This window comes from Mesoplasma photuris ATCC 49581 (assembly GCF_000702725.1).
GTDB lineage: Bacteria > Bacillota_I > Bacilli_A > Mycoplasmatales > Mycoplasmataceae > Tullyiplasma > Tullyiplasma photuris.
Map to the genome: position 1 here is coordinate 23,083 of NZ_JNJI01000006.1, position 22,114 is coordinate 45,196.

General features: G+C 28.8%; 22 protein-coding genes and 1 pseudogene. 4 read left to right on the plus strand and 19 right to left on the minus strand.

The annotated features are described in order from the left end of the window. Window positions 1-79: 79 nt before the first annotated feature. Both T347_RS0103260 and T347_RS0103265 read right to left on the minus strand, forming a co-directional pair. Window positions 80-1,477, minus strand: a complete 1,398-nt coding sequence (locus T347_RS0103260) for an amino acid permease (RefSeq protein WP_031543289.1) — start codon at window positions 1,475-1,477, stop codon at window positions 80-82. A gap of 1 nt (window position 1,478) precedes the next feature. After that, window positions 1,479-2,450: an alpha/beta hydrolase gene (locus T347_RS0103265; protein ID WP_051636045.1), complete on the minus strand. Its 972-nt coding sequence runs from the start codon at window positions 2,448-2,450 to the stop codon at window positions 1,479-1,481. 146 nt (window positions 2,451-2,596) lie between these two features. Between T347_RS0103265 and trpS the strand changes: the two genes are divergently transcribed. The 3 genes from trpS (at window position 2,597) to T347_RS0103280 (ending at window position 4,991) form a co-directional block, all read left to right on the plus strand. Next, window positions 2,597-3,607 (plus strand): tryptophan--tRNA ligase, encoded by a 1,011-nt coding sequence (gene trpS, locus T347_RS0103270; protein ID WP_031543292.1) that lies wholly within the window; start codon window positions 2,597-2,599, stop codon window positions 3,605-3,607. A 12-nt stretch (window positions 3,608-3,619) separates the two neighbouring features. After that, window positions 3,620-3,796: a hypothetical protein gene (locus T347_RS03880; RefSeq protein ID WP_156952779.1), complete on the plus strand. Its 177-nt coding sequence runs from the start codon at window positions 3,620-3,622 to the stop codon at window positions 3,794-3,796. A 157-nt stretch (window positions 3,797-3,953) separates the two neighbouring features. After that, window positions 3,954-4,991: a formate/nitrite transporter family protein gene (locus T347_RS0103280; protein WP_031543293.1), complete on the plus strand. Its 1,038-nt coding sequence runs from the start codon at window positions 3,954-3,956 to the stop codon at window positions 4,989-4,991. Between the two features lie 23 nt (window positions 4,992-5,014). On the opposite strand, the gene T347_RS0103285 is transcribed toward T347_RS0103280, so the two are convergent. The 12 genes and pseudogenes from T347_RS0103285 to coaD all read right to left on the minus strand — a co-directional run bounded on the left by T347_RS0103285 (window position 5,015) and on the right by coaD (window position 16,807). After that, window positions 5,015-5,362 (minus strand): hypothetical protein, encoded by a 348-nt coding sequence (locus T347_RS0103285; protein ID WP_031543294.1) that lies wholly within the window; start codon window positions 5,360-5,362, stop codon window positions 5,015-5,017. Window positions 5,363-5,424: 62 nt separating this feature from the next. Then, window positions 5,425-6,384, minus strand: coding sequence for an L-lactate dehydrogenase (locus T347_RS0103290; protein ID WP_031543295.1), 960 nt, complete (start codon window positions 6,382-6,384; stop codon window positions 5,425-5,427). 64 nt (window positions 6,385-6,448) lie between these two features. Beyond that, window positions 6,449-7,561 carry a TDT family transporter gene (locus T347_RS0103295; RefSeq protein ID WP_031543296.1) on the minus strand — a complete coding sequence of 371 codons (1,113 nt, stop codon included), beginning with the start codon at window positions 7,559-7,561 and terminating at the stop codon, window positions 6,449-6,451. A 156-nt stretch (window positions 7,562-7,717) separates the two neighbouring features. Beyond that, window positions 7,718-8,887: a phosphatase PAP2 family protein gene (locus T347_RS0103300; protein WP_169734488.1), complete on the minus strand. Its 1,170-nt coding sequence runs from the start codon at window positions 8,885-8,887 to the stop codon at window positions 7,718-7,720. 597 nt (window positions 8,888-9,484) lie between these two features. Continuing rightward, window positions 9,485-9,841 (minus strand): annotated as a pseudogene (rplT, locus tag T347_RS03750) (50S ribosomal protein L20); the annotation flags it as partial. A 21-nt stretch (window positions 9,842-9,862) separates the two neighbouring features. After that, window positions 9,863-10,060: a 50S ribosomal protein L35 gene (gene rpmI / locus T347_RS0103310; protein ID WP_031543299.1), complete on the minus strand. Its 198-nt coding sequence runs from the start codon at window positions 10,058-10,060 to the stop codon at window positions 9,863-9,865. A 25-nt stretch (window positions 10,061-10,085) separates the two neighbouring features. After that, on the minus strand, window positions 10,086-10,631 hold the full coding sequence (gene infC / locus T347_RS0103315; protein WP_031543300.1) for a translation initiation factor IF-3: 546 nt from the start codon (window positions 10,629-10,631) through the stop codon (window positions 10,086-10,088). 211 nt (window positions 10,632-10,842) lie between these two features. Further along, window positions 10,843-11,319, minus strand: coding sequence for a PTS sugar transporter subunit IIA (locus T347_RS0103320; protein WP_031543301.1), 477 nt, complete (start codon window positions 11,317-11,319; stop codon window positions 10,843-10,845). Window positions 11,320-11,378: 59 nt separating this feature from the next. After that, complete coding sequence (gene ptsP, locus T347_RS0103325; protein WP_031543302.1) at window positions 11,379-13,103, minus strand: phosphoenolpyruvate--protein phosphotransferase; 1,725 nt, start codon at window positions 13,101-13,103, stop codon at window positions 11,379-11,381. Between the two features lie 124 nt (window positions 13,104-13,227). Then, window positions 13,228-14,196, minus strand: a complete 969-nt coding sequence (locus tag T347_RS0103330) for a Gfo/Idh/MocA family protein (protein ID WP_031543303.1) — start codon at window positions 14,194-14,196, stop codon at window positions 13,228-13,230. A gap of 8 nt (window positions 14,197-14,204) precedes the next feature. Next, a complete protein-coding gene (gene thrS, locus T347_RS0103335) occupies window positions 14,205-16,139 on the minus strand; it encodes a threonine--tRNA ligase (protein WP_031543304.1) in 1,935 nt (644 codons plus the stop codon). Window positions 16,140-16,384: 245 nt separating this feature from the next. Further along, window positions 16,385-16,807, minus strand: coding sequence for a pantetheine-phosphate adenylyltransferase (gene coaD, locus T347_RS0103340; protein ID WP_031543305.1), 423 nt, complete (start codon window positions 16,805-16,807; stop codon window positions 16,385-16,387). Window positions 16,808-16,875: 68 nt separating this feature from the next. On the opposite strand from coaD, the gene T347_RS0103345 reads away from it, so the two are divergent. Continuing rightward, window positions 16,876-17,589, plus strand: coding sequence for a type III pantothenate kinase (locus T347_RS0103345; protein WP_031543306.1), 714 nt, complete (start codon window positions 16,876-16,878; stop codon window positions 17,587-17,589). Between the two features lie 41 nt (window positions 17,590-17,630). On the opposite strand, the gene pyk is transcribed toward T347_RS0103345, so the two are convergent. The 5 genes from pyk to T347_RS03830 all read right to left on the minus strand — a co-directional run bounded on the left by pyk (window position 17,631) and on the right by T347_RS03830 (window position 22,051). Then, entirely contained in the window at window positions 17,631-19,070 is a 1,440-nt protein-coding gene (gene pyk / locus T347_RS0103350) for a pyruvate kinase (RefSeq protein ID WP_031543307.1), read from the minus strand. A 37-nt stretch (window positions 19,071-19,107) separates the two neighbouring features. Continuing rightward, entirely contained in the window at window positions 19,108-20,082 is a 975-nt protein-coding gene (pfkA, locus tag T347_RS0103355) for a 6-phosphofructokinase (protein ID WP_031543308.1), read from the minus strand. 113 nt (window positions 20,083-20,195) lie between these two features. Next, window positions 20,196-20,756, minus strand: a complete 561-nt coding sequence (gene hpt, locus T347_RS0103360) for a hypoxanthine phosphoribosyltransferase (protein WP_031543309.1) — start codon at window positions 20,754-20,756, stop codon at window positions 20,196-20,198. Next, the gene (gene ruvX, locus T347_RS0103365; RefSeq protein ID WP_031543310.1) at window positions 20,737-21,189 is read right to left on the minus strand and encodes a Holliday junction resolvase RuvX; all 453 of its coding nucleotides are present in this window, start codon (window positions 21,187-21,189) and stop codon (window positions 20,737-20,739) included. The genes hpt and ruvX overlap by 20 nt, the downstream gene beginning before the upstream one ends. Next, window positions 21,179-22,051 carry a phosphatase PAP2 family protein gene (locus tag T347_RS03830; protein WP_031543311.1) on the minus strand — a complete coding sequence of 291 codons (873 nt, stop codon included), beginning with the start codon at window positions 22,049-22,051 and terminating at the stop codon, window positions 21,179-21,181. The genes ruvX and T347_RS03830 overlap by 11 nt, the downstream gene beginning before the upstream one ends. Window positions 22,052-22,114 lie beyond the last annotated feature (63 nt).

The window sequence follows — 22,114 nt, forward strand, 5'->3', positions numbered from 1 at the left end:
GTTCACTAATCGCGAATATCGTTAGATTAGTTATTAAAGAATTTATTATCAATATTTTACAACAAAAAAACAACATTTGCTATTTGTTAGCAAGATTGTTGTTTTTTTTGTTCATAATTTTTGTTTTGACAATACCAATCGGAATCAATAATAATACAACTCCAAGAACAATTGATTGACTAATCAAACTCTTGATAACAACGTCATCATCTGATGACATGTAGAATTGTGCCATTATGCTTCCAGAGAATGTTAATATAGCAAATAATATTGAAGAAATTGCAAATGTTCAAAACACTTTATTATTTCAAATTTTTCTATACTCTTTATCAGTTCTTCGTAAATGAATAATTGTAACAAAAGTCAAGAATTTTAATAAACTCGTTGCCATTGTAAAGTAGGAAATAATACTAAATAAATTACTTGTAAATACATAAACTGATGCCATTGCTATTAATAATAAAGTTGCTACTCAAGCAGAATCAATTTTATTTCTTTTTTGGAAAATTTTACCAATTTCTTTTTCCTCACTTAATTTAACAACAAAAGCAGTTTGATAAACCAAAAATGAAGAAAGTGATCCAACAAATAAGAATATTGCTAAAATTTGAAATGTTAATTTTGCTCAATCAGGAATGTTTAAAATGTCTGGAACTTTTGAATTTGGATCTCCAAGAGCACTGGTTGGTGCTAATGTTAATAAGGCTAATCCAAATAATACATAAATTACTACAATAATTGCAATTGCTGAAGCAATTACTTTAGGCACATTTTTTTCAGCTTTTTCAATATCTTGAGCCATAAAGATAGAAACTTCAGTTCCTGAATAACCATATGATGTAAAAGTTATTGCCGGAATTAATAAACCAGAAGCTAAGAAAATTTGACTCATTGATTGATTAATTTCTTGAGATGTTTCAGTATTTTGGTGTAAATTACCATAAACCATCGCCATTATTAAAATGAAGGCAATAGGTAACATTGTCATTACAGTAAATAAATGTTGCATAATTTTTTTAGAATTTTTAATAAACATTTGTGTCACTGCTAGGACTATCAAAATTCCAATTCCAACAGCTTTTGATTCATAAGAACCGACCGCTAAAACGTCTTTGTTATTGACAATTGAAGCGATCATATCTCCAGTAGCCATTGACACAGATGCAATTGAAGCAGCCGATACCATTGATATTAAAACTCAACCGAATCAAAATGCAAGTACATTTCAATTTGCTCTTTTAACTCAACCATATGAAGCACCATTCATTTTGTATGATGCTCCAGCTTCAGCCATCATTAAATTTTCAGGAATAATAATGATTGCTCCGATTACTCATGCAATAATCATGAATATTCAGTTTTCTTTTGATAAGAACATTACTTGATTAAAAGAAATTAATAGACTTGAACCGATTGTTGCTGTAAGAGTCATCGCAAGTGTTGTTCAAAATCCAAATTTATTTGTTAGTTTTTTCACTTTATTTTTCTCACTTTCTAGCAAACGCTAATGTTTTAGATTTATAGTTTTCATTTTCTTTAGCAATAGATTCTACGTGATCAGCATTATTAACTAACCATATTTCATTTTTAGAATCAAATTTACTTTTTTCATCAAACATCGCTTGAGACATCTCTCATGGAATTCATTTATCCGCAGTTCCGTGAATAAACATAATTGGAATGTCTTTTGCATTCTTCATGTTTTTAATCAAATCATAATCAGAAGGTGCAATTGTTAATACTTTCTTAAAACGCTTATTTAGATTGAATCCTGAAATAACTCAATTAATGTGTGATCAATTATTTTGGATATAATATCTATACAAAATTTGTAAATTATCAAAACCACAGTCAGCAATTGCTCAATCAATCTTATGTTTGCCTTTTTGAGCATATAACACACTTGTCGATGCTCCCATACTATTTCCAATTAGGCCAATTGATTGAACTTTATGATCGACTTTTAATTGTTTGATGATTTCATCAATTATTGGAATAGCAGAATATCCAATATCTGTTTTTGATCCATATGTTTTTCCATGCGCATAACTGTCAAATCCAATAATATTATATCCTTGATTGTAATAATGCTCAGTGAGTTTTAATGATGAATATTTATTTCCTGTTCAACCATGTAATCCAATTACTCATTTATTTGAATTTGGATTAATCATTTTAAAACACGAAATGTTTCCTTTTCTAGTTTTAATTGAATATTCTTGAATCAAATCTTTTTTTAAAGTTGTGTGATTCATATTCAACTCATCTAATTCATAATTTAAAAATTCAAACGAATTCATTTCTATTCCGGTTTCGGTTTTGCCTGATCTTTTATAATCATGGCAGAATTTTTCATATTCTTTAAAGATTGATTTAGACTTAAAATATATATACGGAAATAATAAGATTGTAATGACTATTTTAATAAAGTTATATCGATATTGTTTCATTTAAATTTCTCCCTTACAATTCATTATATTCTTATAACGCTTAATTTCTCATTCCATATAAGAATAAAATATTTTCTTTTAAAAAATGAGAATATCTATTTTTTTACAAATGGAGTAGAATAATATTAATTAGAAAAGGAGCACATATGACTAAGAAAAAAATGGTATCTGGTATCACTCCGAGTGGTACGATGACTTTAGGTAATTACCTAGGAGTTGTTAAGCAATGAGTCGAATTTCAAAATGAATATGATATGTATATTTTTATTGCTAATTTACATGCAATTACAATGCCTCAAGATAAAGAAAAACTTCGAAAAAATTTAAAAGAAGTTTCAACTTTATATTTCGCTTGTGGGATGGATGCTAATAAATCTACAATCTTTTTACAAAGTGATGTAATGGAGCATGCTCAACTTGGTTGAATCATGAATACTCAATCAACAATGGGTGAATTATCACGTATGACTCAATTCAAAGATAAGTCAGCAAAAGTTGAAAGTTCTGGAAAAGAATCTATTCCTGCTGGATTATTTACTTATCCAACTCTAATGGCTGCCGATATTTTAATGTATGATGTTGATTTTGTTCCCGTTGGAGTTGATCAAAAACAACACATTGAAATTGCTAGAGATATTGCTATAAGAATGAACAATAAGTTTGGAGATTTATTCACTATTCCTGAAGCGTTGATTACAAAAAATAATATTAAGATAATGGATTTACAAGATCCAACAAAAAAAATGTCTAAATCATCAACTAATCCAAAAGCGATTATTACTATGTTAGATAAACCTGAAGAAATTAGATCAAAAATCAAAGCTGCCGTAACTGACAGCGAAAATTTAATTAAATATGATTTCGAAAATAAACCAGGTGTAACTAATTTGATGAATATTTATATGATTCTAAAAGGAATTACAAAAGAACAAGCTGAAGCACATTGAAATAATAAAAATTATAAAGATCTTAAAGATGATGTTGCTGAAGCGATTGTTGAAATGATTACTCCAATTCAAAATAGATATAACGAACTTTATAACTCAAAAGAAATGGAACAATGATTAGAAGATGGTGCTAATAAAGCTAGAAAAATAGCATATAAGAAATTGCAAAAAGTTCAAAATAATATGGGACTAAATTACAAACGTAAATAGGAGGACAAAATAATGCCTAACGATACAAGAACATGAGTGGCTGCTTACAATAAATATTTAGATGAGTTAACTGATGCTGAGTGAATGGAAATGTCTAATGCACAATGCGACAGTCCATTATCAAGTTGTTCAAACAACTTAGAACAAATTTTAGAAGAACAAGAAAGTCGTCGAAATAAAAATAAATAAATTAAAATTAAAAAGCTGAAATATGATCAGCTTTTTTTCTTTCTTTTATAAAATAGTTATTGCAAAAAAATACAATGGGAATATAATTTTATTAATGTTTGCTTAATAGCAAACCCGTTTTTACGGGTGGTGGAAAAACCAAAAAGAGAAAGGTTATATGAAAGTAAACATTAAAAATATTTTTAGTAAAAAAATTATTAAAAACTACACAGATGATGAACTTAAAGCAGAGATTCAAGAACTTGAATCAATAGATTACTCTAAATTAGATGATCACGATTTATCTTATAGTCATTATGGTTATGTACAAACATTCAAAGTTATTGCTGATGGTTTGAGATTTAGTACATTAAAACAGTTTTCAGCAGGTATGTTAGCTGGATTCTGAATTGGAGCAGCATATACAGCAGTATTATATGCTTCATACAAATTAGGAAATCCTTCATTAGAAAAACTAATGACTGGTTTATTATTCTCAGGAGTAATTTTGTTAATCAGTTTCCTTGGTGGAGGATTTGTAACTGCTCATATGTGAATTAATCGATCAATGTTCAAAGGTGTTGAGAGATGAAGAAATTATGCCAAGGCTTGTGGTCTAGTATATATCGGAAATATTGTTGGTATCGGAATTTTTGTTTCAATACTATTGTTGGCAAATGCATTTAATGCAGAGCAATTTGAATATCTATATGATCACTTTTCAAGAGATAAACTTGGCTGAATCGGTACTGCTATTCAAAATGGGGGAATTGGTTCTCTTACAACAGGTAAAACTTTCCAAACAATTGGTTATATCTTCGCTTCAGCGATTTTATGTAATTTCTTAATTTGTTTAGCAACACAAGGTGCTAAATCAACTAAAGGAAATACTGTTGCAACAATGATTATGTACTTATTGGTTTTATTCTTCTTTGCAATTGGAGGTTACCAACACTGTGTTGCTAACTGATATGGTGTATGAGTAGGAATATTAGCGCCATTAACAAATACCGGATCTGAAGTTGTTATTAACAACGACATGGGTTGAGCATTAATTGTATTTAACATTATTCCTGTATTTATCGGAAACTGAGTTGGTGCTTACATCATGGGAGCAATCATGTCATGATACAACAAAGAATACGAAGTTTTATTAGTAAAACAATACAGAATTAGAACTTTAACAGAAGAGCTAGCAAGTAGAACTAAAAAATAATAAAAACGCATTACTGCGTTTTTTTATTTATCATTTTCTTCATCATACTTTCATTGAACAGCGTAGTATTTTTTTAATAATTTTCGAGCATCGTCCTTTTTTCTATTTGGTATACAGTTAGAATGTACAGCAATATAATTAGAACCTGTTAACTCAGGCTTTTTAATATTTATTAAATCAATTGATCAGTTATAATCACCATCAGGAGTTTGTAAATCATTTTGGTTTCTAATTATATGGAATTGACATGTGTAACATAACCTAAATTCTTCTTCTGGTTTATTAATTAATTTTGGTGCTGCATCTCATGCTTGATCGTATTCTTCTTGATCAAATACAACCATTTGTTTTTCTTTATCAATTATCGCCATATTTACCTCTATATCTTAATAAGATTATAAATAAAAAAGACCAAAAGGTCTTCAATTAATTATTAGTTTCCAAATACAGCTTTTTTAACTGATTGGTAGTTTGTATTTAATTCGTCGCATGACTTATTAAATGCTTTTTTCTCAGCGTCTGTAAGGTTTCATTCAATGATTCTGTCTCATCCATTAGAATTAATAACAGCAGGAACTCCTGTATAGAATCCTTCTTGTCCGTATTGACCTTCTAATAATGCTCCAACCATTAAAGTAACATTTTCATTTCCTAAGATTGCTTTTGAAATTGTAGCTAAACATGCTCCAATACCATAGTATGTAGCACCTTTACGATTAATAATTTCATATGCCATGTTAATTGTTTGTGTTCAACATTCTTGTAAATCAGCTTCTGTTATTTTGCCTTCTTTAACGTAATCTAATAAAGGTTTTCCCATAACTGATGCGCTTGAATAAACAGCTACTGATGAATCACCGTGTTCTCCCATAATATATGCATTAACTGAATTTGGTGCTACATTTAATTTAGCTCCAATCAATCTTCTTAATCTTGATGAATCTAATGTAGTTCCTGCTCCAACAACTTTATGTTTGTCAAATCCAGTTGCTTGTTGGTAGATAGTTGTTAAAACATCACATGGATTAGATGCAATAACTGTAACACCATCAAATCCACTAGCTTTGATTGATTCAGCAATACCTTTCATAATTCTTGAATTATCTTCAATTAATTGTAATCTTGTTTCTCCTGGTTTTTGTGGACGACCAGCTGTAATACAAATTAAATCTGCGTCAGCACAATCTTCATATGTTCCTTGTTTAATTGTAAATGGTGTATCTAATACAGCGATTGTATCAGATACATCGATTGCATGCCCTTCAGCAGCAGTTGCATTTAAATCTACTAATACGTATTCTGCAGCTAAACCACGGTTTACAGCTGAATATAGAAATGACATTCCTACAGCACCAGTTCCAACTAAAACAATTTTGTTAGATGTTTTTTTCATTTTTTCTCTCCTTTTACTTATATACTTATTTTAGCACTAAAAAGAACTAAATAATATTTCTTATTTATATCATTCATTTTATAATTTTATGATTTTTATGATAATCATCTCTTAAATGATGATGAGCTATTTTATGAATACTATAAACAGATAATGAAATAGTAATATAAGAAATTATAATTGTTGTAATAATTATTTCGACTAAATGCACTCAGTGTAAAATCGTTCCCAAATCATTATAATAATGTAAATTTGCAAAATTAGAAACTTTACCCATTGCAAAAGATGAAATCGCTAGTGGAAAAGTAAAACATGCAAATAAAGGAATGAATTTCAATGTTATAAGACAAGAAAAAATAATTAGATCAACTAAGGTTAATAAAACTGCTAATCCAAATAAGAATCATAAAATTCCTTCATTAACTGTTAATCCTGCCAGATTACCATTTCTAGTTATCGTCAAGTAGCCAGCCAAACATAAACTTGCTGGTGCTCCAAAAATACCGTATGTCAATAGAGTATTTTTTGAAACTTTTAATTCAATAAATAATACTTTATAAATAATAATTGGTAGTGAAACCATGTATCCGCCAAACCCTAAATATCAGACAGCTTCAGCCAATTTATTAAAACCATATTGAGCATTTTGCATTTGCAATTCACTAAGTCCTTGTAGATTTTTACCCATATCAGATGAAGTAACACAAAAAACTACAATTCCTACTCATATTACAAATCATGTTGGAAAAATAGATTTCATGGAAAAGTTTTTTAAATGATACACCATAAAAGAAGTTACATAAATTAAAAATACCGGTAATGTTATTAATCAAATAATCTCACCAATTCATGGAGCTTGAATATTTTGATTAGATAAAAATGCTGCTCACCCTCAGGTTGCCATAAATAATGTTGGAATTAAAGAACCAATAATTGGCATTTTTAATTCTTGAATGAAAAGATGTGGATGTAGAATATATTTAATTATTATTGTTACTAATAAAATTGTTAAAATTGCAAATCCGATTGAGGTTATTACAATCCCTGCAATATGACTATATTGCTCTAGTCATAAACTTCATGAGTTAGCCAATGTCATAACACCAAGCGCAGTTCCACTTAAAGCGATTGGGAGTGTTGACATGTTTTGTTTTTTTGTTTCAAAGAGTTCTTTCACTTTGTCATCTCCTTTATAATTAATTAATATTTAAAAATTTAGAAAAGATCTTATTTGCGAATAAGTACATTTATTATTATAGCACTCAAAAACTTTAGTATAAAAGCGTCATAATTTTAAAATAAGAACATTACTGGTTAAGGTAATATTCTTATTTTAATTTGTTTTGTTTTTATCTTTTATTAAGCGATTATTTCTCTTATTGATAATTACTTTTTTGTGTTCTTTTTTCTTTACTATATAGTCAATAACCAGTCCTGTTATAAATAATCAAAATACTCCGTTGATTGTACTAAATACAACATCAGTCATTCAGTGAGTTCTTGCAACAACCAAAGAATTCATCATACTTAATAAATATATGATTAAGAAGCTAAATAAAAATTTAGTTATCTTAGAGTTTTTTAATTTTGAATTTTGTAAAAAATATCCATAACCAAAAAGCATAAAAGTTGTGGTTGTATGACCAGAAGGAAAATCTATATTTGAATAACCTGGGTTTGAAATTTCTTCTATTGGAATTCCTTTGAAAATAGATTTAAGCATAATGCCAATATTTCCTCAAAAACTACCGTTTGGTTGATATCATTCTTTATATTCTGCTGGTCCTCAAATATTATTGTTAATAGAATTTAAAATGGCTTGTTTATCAACATTATCCAAAAGTAACATTTCATCAGTTAATGTAATATCTGTAGCAATTCCATTGGTTCATGTTATTTTACCAACAAATTCTTCAAAATTAGTATTTAAATAGTATGGTCTTCCCATTGATATCTTTAAGAATATTACAATCAAATACATAAAGAAAATAAACGCAAGTGTTTTAATTGCACTAACTCAATAATTTGTTTTTAAAAAATTATCTTTTGAAACTAATTTTAATTTAGTATAAACCAACAGCCAGATTAAGAAAGTTCCTTCAACAAAACAAATAATTATTCTTGAAATAAATTTAAAATCATTTGTGATTAAATATTCAGCATCAATTCCACTACCAAAGCCGCTATCATCATTTAAAGCATTTACAGTTGGAATTATTCGATTAGTACCTCACACTACAATTAAAATAACTATAATAATTCATCCGATATTATTTAAATTTCTGTTTTCCTTAACTTTATTAAATAATAGTGATTCAATCAAAATATAAATTGCAAAAAACACAAGAGGTAAAAATTGAGCATCACCAAATTCATCATTTATAACAATTCAAAATTTTACAAATTGATTATTAGTAATTCTAGAATAAACTTCGGCAATTTTCTCATCAAAAAACGATGATATTACAAAAATTATCATACATATTAACAATAATATAGTCATAGATAATTTATATCAATAATTATCTTCGGTTTTTCTAATCTTAAAGTTCATGTTTCAATTATATCAAACCACTTTTAAAAAATAGCAATAAAAAAAGACCAATTGGTCTTACTTTTATTATTTAGATAATGCTTTACGTACGTTTTTCATATAAACAATTAATTCTTTTTTAGTCATATCTCTTAAGTTTGAATCTTTTAAAGAAATGTTAGCTTCTTTAGCCATAGAACGTAATTTGTTTGAATATTTTTGTAATTCTGAACGTCTTTCAGTAATTGCGTGTGATCCATCAACTGCAGCTCTTTCAGCTGTTGTTTTTGCAGGAGCGGCTTTTTTAACTGTTTCTTTTTTAACTTTATCAACATGTGCTTCTTCTTTAACTTCAACTTCATCATGATGAGTTTTAGCTAAGTGTTCTGAGTATTTGTCTTCCATTTTGTCTAAGAAAGCGTGTGCTTCATCAACTGATGGTTCTACTTCTACTTCTTTTGTTGCAACTGTTGGTTCAACAACTTTTTTAGGAGCAACTGTTTTTGTAGCTTCTTTTTTAGCTTCTACTTTAACTTCAGGATTTTTAACTTCAACTTTTTTAACTGTTGATCCTAAAGCTTTTGCTGCAGTTTCAACAATTGTTTTAAATTGTTCAGGGTTGTTAATTGCAATTTCTGATAACATTTTACGGTTAACATCAATGTTTGCTAATTTTAAACCATTCATGAATTTTGAGTATGATAAACCATAAGGTCTAACAGCTGCGTTAATACGCACGATTCATAATTGTCTGAAATCACGTTTCTTTTGTTTGCGTCCAATGAACGCATAAGCCATAGAACGAACTACTTGTTCATGTGCTTTTTTGTATGAAGATTTTTTAGTTCCATAGTAACCTTTAGCACGTTTAATTCAACGCTTTCTTCTTGCTCTAGTTACTTTTCCAAATTTAACTCTTGCCATAATTTATTTTCCTCCTATTTCCTATTTTTGTAATAAACCTTTTAATCTTTTCACGTCTGTTTTGTGAACGATTGTCATTTTAGCTAAACCACGTTTTTGTTTAGTAGTTTTACCTGTAGCACGGTGTTGATTACCAGCTTTACGACTTCTTGTCATTGTTCCATTAGCTTTAACTTTAACTCTTTTTGCTAATGATTTTTTAGTTTTCATTTTTGGCATAATTTTTTTTCCTCGCTATCCTTTACTAATTTTTCTTGGGCACTACATACATATCTAAAAATCTTGAGTTTAATTTTGCCTCTTTTTCAATTTTAGCTACGTCCTCAATTTGTGCATAAAACTTTTTCAAAGTTTCATGACCAAGATCGATATATGCAATTTCTCTTCCTTTGAATTTTAATGAGATTTTAACTTTGTCACCATCTAATAAAAATTCTTTAGCTTTTCTTGCTTTTGTTTCTAAATCATGTTGCCCAATGTTAACTGTTAAACGAATTTCTTTGTTTTCAGTTTTTGAAGAATTTTTTTTAGCTTCCTTCATTTTCTTTTGTTGCTCGTACTTATACTTACCGTAATTTACGATTTTAGCAATTGCAACACCATCAGGTTGTTGACCCACTTGGAATAAATCTAATCCAGCAGCATCAGCAATAGCTAGTGCTTCTTGTTTTGACATTATTCCACGTTTTTCACCATTTTCATCAATAACAAGAATTTCTCTTGCTCTAATGAATTGATTAATTGGGTCTTGATTTTTAACAGGTCTTGAATTTCTATTTTTTTGATCCATTTAATGTTCTCCTTAAAATAATAAAAAATGTGCCGTTAAAGAATTAGAAAGCACATTTTATTTAGATATTCTTAAAATAAATTTACTACCATTTCACTTAATCGTTAGTGGTGAGCTGAGTGCTTCTTCTTTAAACAATAATAGTATATAACATTTAAGCATTTAAAACAATAATTTTCATATAAAAACAAAAAAACGCCGAAGCGATTTTTTATTTAATAATTGCGATTAAGTCACCTTTTTTAACTGGACCATCAACTGCAACCATTTCGATTGCTTTATTGATTTGGTTTGTAAAAATTAATGGTGTTTTCATTGAAGGAACTTCAGCAGCAACTTTTTTAATATCAACTTTAACTAATTCGTCACCAACTTTAACGTCTTGACCTTGAGTTACAGCTGCTTTAAAACCTTTACCCTCTAAAGTAACAGTATCTAAACCAATGTGGATTAATACTTCTAATCCTGATTTGTGTTGAATACCGTAAGCGTGTCCTGTAGGAAATACAGTTACTAATTTACCTTCGATTGGAGAAACAAAATCCCCGTTTTTTGGTTCGAAAGCAAATCCATCTCCCATCATTTTTTCAGCGAAAACTTCATCTTCAACTGATGATAAAGGAATTAATGTTCCATCAACTGGTGCATAAATTTCAATCCCTTTATTTTTTTTACTAAATAATCCCATTTTATATTCTCCTTGTTTAGTCTTATTTTAACTCTATTTTTTAAAAAGTATTATATATATTATAATTTATCATCTAAGAATTCATTAACTAATGCTAATACCTCTTCTTCAGTTTCTAAATCTAATGCTTTATTTGCTAATATAGCTGCCTCTTTTGAATCAATTTTGCTCATAATAGCTCTTGCTCTTAACATTGAAGTTGCACTCATTGAGAATGCATCTAATCCCATTCCAATTAACAATGGTAATGCTTGAATTTCACCAGCCATTTCTCCACACATACCAACTCATTTATTATTTTTGTGTGCACCTTCAATTGTTAATTTAATTAATTTTAAAATTGATGGATTTGTTGGTTGGTATAGATATGAAACATTTTCGCTCATTCTATCTGCAGCCATTGAGTATTGAATCAAGTCGTTTGTTCCGATTGAGAAGAAATCTGCATATTTTGAAAATTTATCAGCATGTACTGCTGCTGCTGGAATTTCTACCATCATACCAACTTGTACGTTGTTATCATATGCAACACCTTCAGCTTTTAATTCTTCTTTACATACTTCAACAAGTGCCTTTGCACGTTTAAATTCATCAATTGTTGCAATCATCGGGAACATAATTCCTAGTTTACCAAATGCTGATGCTCTTAATAACGCTCTTAATTGATCTTTAAAAATATCTTGACGATCTAATGTGAATCTAACAGCACGGTATCCTAAAAACGGATTTTCTTCATGTGGGAATTCAAAGTATGATAATTTTTTATCTCCACCAATATCTAGTGTACGAATAACTACTAATTTTTGATTCATGTCAACTAATACTGATTTGTAAGCTTGGAATTGTTCTTCTTCAGTTGGGAAGTGATCATTATCCATGTATAAAAATTCTGAACGGAATAAACCAATTCCATCTCCACCATTTTCAATAACACTTTCTGTGTCATTTGGTGAACCAATGTTACCTTCGATTTCTTTTTCAATTCCGTCTTTTGTTAAAGAATGTTTATCTTTAAACTTTATTAATTCTGCTTTTAAATCAGCAAATTCTTTTGCTAATTTTTCAAATTCAGCAGTATCAGAATCACTTAAATCTAATACTATTTCACCAGTTGTTCCATTTAACGCAAAAACTTCACCGTTTTTAACATCTTGAGTAATTGATTTTAATCCTAAAACAGCAGGAATTTCTAAACTTCTAGCCATAATAGCAGCATGAGAAGTTCTTCCACCAATATTTGTAGCAAATCCTTTTACAAACTTTTTATCTAATTGTGCTGTTTGTGACGGAGTTAAGTCTTCAGCAACAATAATAACTTCTTCAGCAATTGTTGAAAGATCAACAATTTTGATTCCTAAGATGTGTTTGATCATTCTTGATGCAACATCTTTAATATCTGCTGATCTCTCTTGGAAATATGAATCATCCATTGCAGCGAACATTTCAAAATAGTTATTTGTAATTGTGTGGGCAGCAAACTCAGCATTAACTGAATCATTTTTAATCATTGATTCAATTTCTTCTCTGATTGCAGGATCAGCTGCAATATCTTTATGTGCTTCAAAGATAGCAGCTTTTTCTTCACCTAATTTTTTTAGTGTAGTTTCTCTTAAACCATCTAAATCTGCAACTGTTTTTGAAATAGCATCAGCTAATTTAGTTAGTTCACCTTCTACATTAGTAACGGCTGTTTTAACTATCTTAATTTCTTCTTCTTTTAATACTAAAGCTTTAGCAACGGCAACACCTTCACTAGCTCCAATACCTTTCATTTTTTTACTCATAATTATTCCCTCACTATATTTGTCATATAATTATTATTATAAACATTTTTTCCTTTTGATAAATATCTAAAAGGAAAAAATTTCCAAAACGATTGTATTTAAACAAAAAAATAAGGAGAAATCCTTATTTTTGATTTTCAACTGTTTCTAATATTTGAATCGCATCAATTGCTTCATCTAAAATTCTGTTCATTTCAATAACATTTTTTTCATTGAAGATTTTTAAAAATTCTACAAATTCATAATACATATGACTATTGATTTCAGAATCCGGGAATTTGATCGGTCCCATTCTCAATATGTAATTGTGTAGAGTTAAATTTTCAATTCTTGTTAATCGATCAAAAACTAAAGTTTTTTTATCAAAAAATATTTGACTTGGTGCTATATCATGTGAATTTTTTGAACAATCAATTGTTGTCACTAAACCACTTTCATGAATCAAAACAACAATGTTTGAAATCGCTACGCCATTGGCTAATCTTTGATTATAAATATAATCAATTTTTTTAACCTTTCCAAATAAAGCGATTGCTAATTCAACAGGATAAATCAACATATCGTATGTTGACCCTTTTCCTAATTCAGCATCAAACACTGAATTGAAAATTCCCTTTTGTGTATCATTCATTCTTGATGAATATTGGTTCATGCTAAAGTGAACTTTATTAGGAATTTCGCTTTCAAGAATTTTTTTAATTTGGAAAAAGTTTGGTACGAATTTAGTTTTAAAAGCTTCAAATAAAAATACATTGTTTTCATTTGCAAGTTTTTTCAACTCTAAAGCTTGAGCAACTGTAAAAGTTAAAGGTTTTTCAACAATCACATTAATTTTATTTTCTAGTAGGAATTTAGATTGTTCAAAATGCAAACCGTTAGGACTTGCTACATAAACAAAATCAACTTTACCTACAAAATCATTTAGATTAGTGATAATTTGAACTGTTGTTAGATTATTTTTTTTAAGAAATTCATTTGCTGTTTCTTCTTTTCTCGAATAACAAACAGCATAATCAATCTCTTTAATTGTTTTAATTGTTTGAACAAACTCATCAACAATAAAGTTTGTACCGATGCTCCCGAATTTAATCATAGTTTCTCCTACTTTTTACTTTTGATTTGTTCATTTATTTTTTCAATAAATGAATTTAAATTAGTTATTGTTTGTTCTTCACTTCCATACTTACGGAAAGTAACAGTGTTATCTTTTGTTTCACTATTACCAATAACTAATTGGTAAGGAACTTTATGAGTTTGAGCATCACGAATTTTATAACTCAATCTCTCATCTCTTAAATCAACATTTGATCTAATCATTTCTTTTTTAAGAGCTGCTTTGATTTGTTTTGCATATTCAAAGTTTTCTTCTCCACCAATTGGAATAATTTCAACTTGACGTGGTGCCAATCAAAGTGGTAACACACCTTTATTTTGTTCTAATAAAATAGCAATGAATCTTTCATATGTTCCAACTTGACCACAGTGAATCATGATTGGTGTTTGTTGTTCTTGATTTGCATCAATATATGTAACATCAAATTTTCTTGGCAATAAGAAGTCTAATTGAATTGTTGAAACTGTAATTTCATGGTTTTGTGCAGTTTTGATTTGAATGTCTAATTTTGGACCATAAAATGCTGCTTCACCAATGCATTTTTTATAATCTAATTTTAATTCTTTTAAAACGTTTTCTAAGGCGTTTTCAGCTTCATCTCACATTTTATCATCTTGGAAATATTTAACTTTATCTTCTGGATCTCTTGCTGAAAAGCTCAAGTAATCAATTTCAATATTGAAAGTTGTTAGGATTTCAGAAACCATTTGGTAAATTGATTTAAATTCAGCAGCCATTTGATCTGGTCTAACAAAAATGTGTGAATCTGTTAATTCCATTGCACGAACTCTTTCAAGACCTTTTAATGATCCTGAAGACTCATAACGATGTTGAATAGCGTTTTCTGAAATTCTTAATGGTAAATCTCTATATGATCTGCTTTGTGTTTTATAAACAGCAACGTGGTGTGGACAATTCATTGGTCTTACAACAAATTGTTCTTCACTACCACTACCACCATTGAATGGTTGGAACATATCTTCACCATAATGTTCTCAGTGACCAGAAGTTTTATATAAATCAATTGTTCCAATTACCGGTGTTGTTACTTCTTGATAATCATATTCTCATTTTTTTTGTTTTAAATAAGCTTTAATTTCTTCTTTAATAACAACTCCATTTGGTAATCATAATGGTAATCCTGGACCAACTAATTTATCAAATCCAAAAATTTCTAATTGCTGATTAATAACTCTGTGATCACGTGATTTTCTATCTTCAATTTCTGCTTTTTTAGCATCTAAATCAGCTTGGTTTGTTCCAGCCATTCCGTGAACTCTTTGTAGCATAATATTATCGGCATCATTTAATCAGTATGATCCAGTTAATTGTGTGATTTCAATTACTTTAATGTTTTTTAAGTCACAAATTATTCCTGATTTCATTACAACAGTTGTTTCATTTAATGTATAAGTCATTACAAAACCAAAAGTTTCATTTGATTGTTCTGCTAATAGTAATTGGTATTTATTATTTTTGAACATTTCTTTTGCTTGTTCAAGAGTAATTTTTGAAGAAATAACTTTTCCTTCTTTTAAAATTGAATTTACTTTTTCTTGAATTGCCGCAAGTGTTTCTAACTTAATTCTTGGTTCAACTTCAAATGTCAATGAAAATTCTTTATTTTCTTCATCACTATAATTTTTAGCTAATTTAACATTTTCAAATAACTCATTAACAGCCACTGAAGTAATAAGAGACGCTGTTCTGTTTATAAAATCGTTAAAATACTCTGATTTACTTGTAATAAGTTCTAAATTAACGTCTTTATCAATAATGTAGTCTGTTGCTACAAAGACACCATTAACTTTTGCTCCAACTGTACTTTTTCCTAAACTTGTTGCTAAATTTGTTGCTATTTCTTTAACAGTTAATGATTTATCAAATTCTTTAACTGATCCATCTAATAATTTTACTTTCATATTTCCTCCTAAAAAATAAAAATCGCCCTATAACATAGGAGCGATTATTCGCGGTACCATCCTAATTTTACGCCTCAAATGAGGCGCCTTAATTATATACGTAACGTGTACTGACGTAACATTTTGCATGGTAGTAATAATTTATTTATCCCGTTGACTTGCACCATCCATCAACTCTCTTTAAGGTCTCAATAAATATCGTGTCCATATGTTAATAATATTTAATTACTTTTATTATAATACATTTATTTTAATTTGTAAGAATTAATTTCATTTAATGATGATGAAGAAATTTGTCTTTTTTCTTCATCAGAAATTAAGTAAATTGTTTCAATAGATTGATCTAAATATTTATTTGCATCATACATTTTAATCTCATTTTTAAAATCTTCATCGCCACGCAATCCTCTAATAATAAATTTAGCATTAACTTTATTGGCGAAATCTATAGTAAGCATATCTGCATTAACCATAACTTCTATATTTTTTAAATCTTTGATCATATTTTCAACATTCTTTTGACGTTCTTCAAGAGACTTTTTCGCAGTTTTATTAATATTTTTTGTAATTACAATTATAACTTCATCAAAAATATTTGTTGCTTTTTTAATTATATTCAAGTGTCCTTCATGAATTGGATCAAAACTTCCTGGATAAATTGCTTTCATCTTATTCTCCTACTTACATTTTAGTTAACTTCATTTTATAATGTAAATGAAGAAACGAGATATTAAATATGAAAAAAATATTAATTGATATCGGAAATACAACGATTCATATCAAAAAAATTGACCAAAATAACTTTTCAGACTTATTAAGAATTAATACTAAACAAAATTTAGATCAAATTAAAGCAAGTTTTAACGAAATGGATTTAACAAATGTAAGTCAAGTTGTTTATTCATCAGTGGTTCCTGCAATTGGAGAATTTGTTAAAAATTATTTTAAAAAATTTGAAGTAATAAATGTTAAGGAATTAAAAGATTATTCTAATGATTTATTTGCATTTGAAGTTAATGGATTAGGAGAAGACTTTATTGCCAATCTATTAGCTGTTAAAGATAAATTTAAAAATGGAATCATCATTAGCCTTGGAACTGCTACAACTTTTTCGTTAGTAAGAAATGGTAAATTTTCAGGAGCAATTATTGCACCAGGAATACGAAATAGTTTAAACTCGTTGATATCAGCAGCAGCTCAATTAGATCAACTAGAATTTGGTCCTACCGAAGAAATTATTGGTACAAATACTCTTGATTCAATTAATATTGGTGCAATTAATGGTCACTGATTTATGATTGAAAAACAAATCGAATCACTTTCAAATAAATTTGATTGTAAGTTTGAAGTCATCTTTACAGGTGGTAATGCTAAACTTATTGAAAAATTCATAATTAAAAATAACTATGAACTAGATTATGATTTAATTTTTAAAGGTTTAAATAAATAAAAGAGAACTTAATAGTTCTCTTTTTATATTATAAGATTTAATTATTTAACAGTGATTTCTCTAATGTCTTTATTTCTAACAACTAGAATTTTTTCACCTGATTTTGCTCCTCATAATTTAGCAATATCACTTAAACCATTTAGATCTTCTTCTAAAGCAGTTAAGTCTTTTGTTCTATTCATGAAGATTGAGTGTCATGCACCAAATGCAGTTCATAATCTTTCTGATTCTGAAACTCCTAAAATTGCAACGTTTGGTCTGAATTTTGAAATTGTTTTTAATAATTGTCCAGTTCTTGATAAAACGATTGCAAATTGGTAGCTACCATCAAATGTTCTGTCAGCTAAGTCAGAAGCAATTTCAGCACGTGGACCATTACCAGCAGTTTTTTTAGCATTTTCAAGTTGTTTTGTGTAGTACATTTTATTGTAGAATTCTACTTCAGCACGTTTGTTGATTGTAGCCATTGTTTTTGTAGTAATGAATGGGTAATCACCAGCTGCTGATTCTCCAGATAACATAGTTGCATCTGATCCTAATTCTGTAGCGATGTATACGTCTGTTACTTCAGCACGAGTAGGAGCTGGGTTTTCTGTCATTGTTTCTAACATTTGTGTAGCAACGATAACAATTTTTCCTGCTTCTCTACATTTTCTAATAATAATTTTTTCTCAGTATGGTACGTCGTAGTAAGGAATTTCTAATCCTAAATCTCCACGAGCAACCATGATTCCATCAGATGCTTCAATAATTGCATCAATGTTATCTAATCCAACTTGTGATTCAATTTTTGAAATAATTTGAATATCTTCAGCATTTCCATCAACTAAAATTTGACGAATTTCTTTTACATTATCTGCTGAGTTAACGAATGAAGCTGCAATATAGTCTACTCCAACTTTACATCCAAATAAAATATCGTTTCTGTCTTTTTCAGCTAAGAACGGCATTGAGAAATCTACACCTGGTAAGTTAACACGTTTGTTTGTTTTAACTGTGTGATTGTTGAAAGCTACTGTTTCAACGATTCCTGGTTTAACAGAAACAACTGTTAATTCTAATTTACCATCATCGATTAAAATTTGGTTTTCTGGTTTTAAATCAACTGACATATCATAAGCAACAGTCATCTCTCCTTGACCACATTCTTTATTTGCAAATGATTCTGCATCTGTAAAGATTGTAATTGCTTGTCCAGCGTGAACTTCTTGTTTTCCATCTTTAAATTTACCAACACGGATTTCAGGTCCTTTTGTATCTAATAAAATTGAGATTGGTTTACCCATTTGTTCTCTAACTTTTTTAGCTCCTTCAATACGGTATCCTTGTTCTTCGAAGTCACCGTGTGAGAAGTTTAAACGGATTGTTGTCATCCCGTTATCAAATAATTCTCTAATGTTTTCTGGTTCATGAGTTGATGGACCAATTGTTGTAATGATTTTAGTACGCTTAATTCTTGAAGCTAATTCTTTTTTAGTCATTTTTATTTCTCCCTTATGTATATGTTTATTTTATAGATTATTTTCCGAATTGTGAATTTAATAATCTAAAAGTTTTAATTTTGTTTGATTGATCTTTTCTAGGCATATTCAATGTAGATTCGATATCTCTAGCGATTAGATCGGTTCCATCTAATCCAACGTATAAACCACCTTTTCCTTCAGCTAATTGTTCAACAGCATATGTTGCTGTTGTTACAGCTAAATGTCTATCCATTGCTGTTGGAATTCCACCACGTTGTGTATGAGCTAACACTGTTGCTCTTGTTACATAACCTGATCCTGCTTCGATTTTTTTAGCTAATGCAGCAGAGTCGTAAATGTTTTCTGAAACAATTACAATAACGCTTCTTTTTCCAGCTTTTTTAAGTTTAGTAACTTGTTCTACTATTTCATCTTCTGATAATTTTGATTCTGAATTTGAGAAAACTTCTGCTCCAGTTGCGATGGCTGCATATAAAGCTAAGTCACCACATTGGTTACCCATAACTTCAATAACACCGCAACGATTATGTGATTGCATTGTATCTCTAACTTTATCGATTGATTCAACAATTGTGTTTAATGCAGTATCAAAACCAATTGTGTAATCTGATGAAACAATATCGTTATCAATTGTACCTGGTAAACCTATACAATTGATTCCCATTTCAGTTAGTCTTTGTGCTCCCATGTAACTTCCGTCACCACCACAAACAACTAAAGCTTCAATACCGAAATCTTTTAAATTTTTAACAGCTTTTTCTCTTACTGATACTTCTTTAAATTCTGGTAATCTAGCTGATCCTAATGCTGTTCCACCACGGTTCATAATGTTTTGTGCAAAGTCGATATCTAACTTTTCAAATCAACCATTTATTAAACCAAGGTATCCGTCACGAACACCGTAAACTTCAATTCCTTTTGCATGAGCTGCTCTAACAACACCAGCAACTGCTGCGTTCATTCCAGGTGCATCTCCACCTGAAGTTAGAACTCCGATTTTTTTAATCATAATTAACTCCTCTTTCTTTTTATTGAAAAAATAATACAAATTAATTATATAACATTATCTGTTAAAAGGGGTATTTAAAAAGAAGTTTGAAAGGTTCAAACTTCTTTTTAAAATTATCATTTTCAGTCTTTTAATTTATCTGTATCACAAGTTGCTATATATGGTAAATTTCTTAATTTTTCTTGATAATCAAGGCCATATCCAATGATGAATTCGTCATCAACATCAAAACCATATCAGTCAGGTTTAATATCAGCTTTTCTACCAACTTTTTTATCTAATAAAGTTACTATTTTAACTGATTTAGCACCACGATTAATGAAATAATGTTTAATGTATTCTAATGTAAAACCAGAATCGATAATATCTTCAATAATCAAAACATCACGATCTTTTAAAGGGGTATTAACATCTAATAATATTTTAGGTTCACCTGATGTTTTAATTCCTCCTCTATAAGAAGAAACAACCATGTAATCAGTTTCACAATTACCATTATAATTAGCTATAAATTCAGCATAAAATGGAATACATCCTTTTAGTAATCCTATGCATAATAAAGATTCGGTTTTTTGTTCTTTATAATATTGACTAATTTCTTCAGCAAGAACTTTTGTTCTTTCTTGAATTTGTTCTCTTGAAAAGATGATTTCTTTAACTAGTGGGTGCTTCATTGTTTTTCTCCTTGATGTTTAAATATTGTTCCAAAATTAATTGTGCTGCTAAGGAATCTTTAGATCTTTTTTGTTTTTCTCTTGTGATTCCAGCTTCGATCATAATTGCTTTAGCCATTTTTGTGGTTCTTCTCTCATCTATTCTGATGATGTTTGCTTCTGTAAATTGAGGATTGTAGGCTAAAATTCCCTCAATGAAGTAGTCGACCATTTCTGCTCTTTCACCAATTGATCCATCCATATTTTTAGGATAACCAATAACAAGTATTTCTGCTTTATATTCATTTATTAAATCAGTAGTTTTTTGAACCCCTTCTTCAAATTCTCATTCTTCAAATCTAATTGTTGGTCCAGGATTTGCAACAACACCATTCGATGTTGCTATCCCAACTGTTTTAGAACCAATATCTAATCCTAAAATTTTACTTTCCATGATTAACTCTCCTTAAAATTTTAGGCATTATTAACTCTTCTGTCAATAAATAAAATGTTGTTGAAATTAATGCTCCCATTGCAATATCTGAAAGGAAGTGAGCGGTGATAACAACTCTTGACATACCTACTAAAATCGCTTGAGATAACCCCAATATTATGAACATTGTTTTAATTTTTTGGTCTTTAAAAATTAATGCCATACTAATGATTAGAATAGCAGCCGTTGTGTGACCTGATGGAAATGATTTACCACCAACACCAGAATAAGAAATATTTCATCATTCTCTATAAATAACATCACCTTCTAAAACACTTCTTGGTCTTGGTCTGTTGAAAATATTTTTTAAAACTTCAGTTGTTAATGTCATTAATAAAATAAATACTAAAGCAATAATAATTCTAAAAGCAAATTCTTTGTTATATTCAATTTTATTAAATTTACTATTAAAAAAATAAATGATAATTGCATATATTGATAAATAAACTAATGCGTTAATTACAAACGATCAAAGATCATTAGTTTTTTTAAAGTCAACATCATCAATAAGCAAGTAAGTAAATATACCAACAACAAGTAAATACGTTAGAACTTCTAAAGGTAAAATATATTTTAATTTTTTCTTTTGTTTTCAAAAATTAAAAGTTAAACAAACAATTATCATTGCATAAGTTGAAGGAGCTACAAATCCAAAATAATCAAATAAAACTCCATAAAAACTATCTTTGTTTCCAATACTTTGACTAATTTGTAAATCTTTGAAAGTTCCCACTAAAAACAAAGTTAAAAATAAAGTAATCATCGATGAAACTAGTATTAAATTGATAGTTTTTAAATCTTTTTTAAGTCTTAATTTACCCATATTTTTCCTTCTTTATTAATTTATTTTATCAAATAAAAAATAGAACCGAGGTTCTATTTAAAA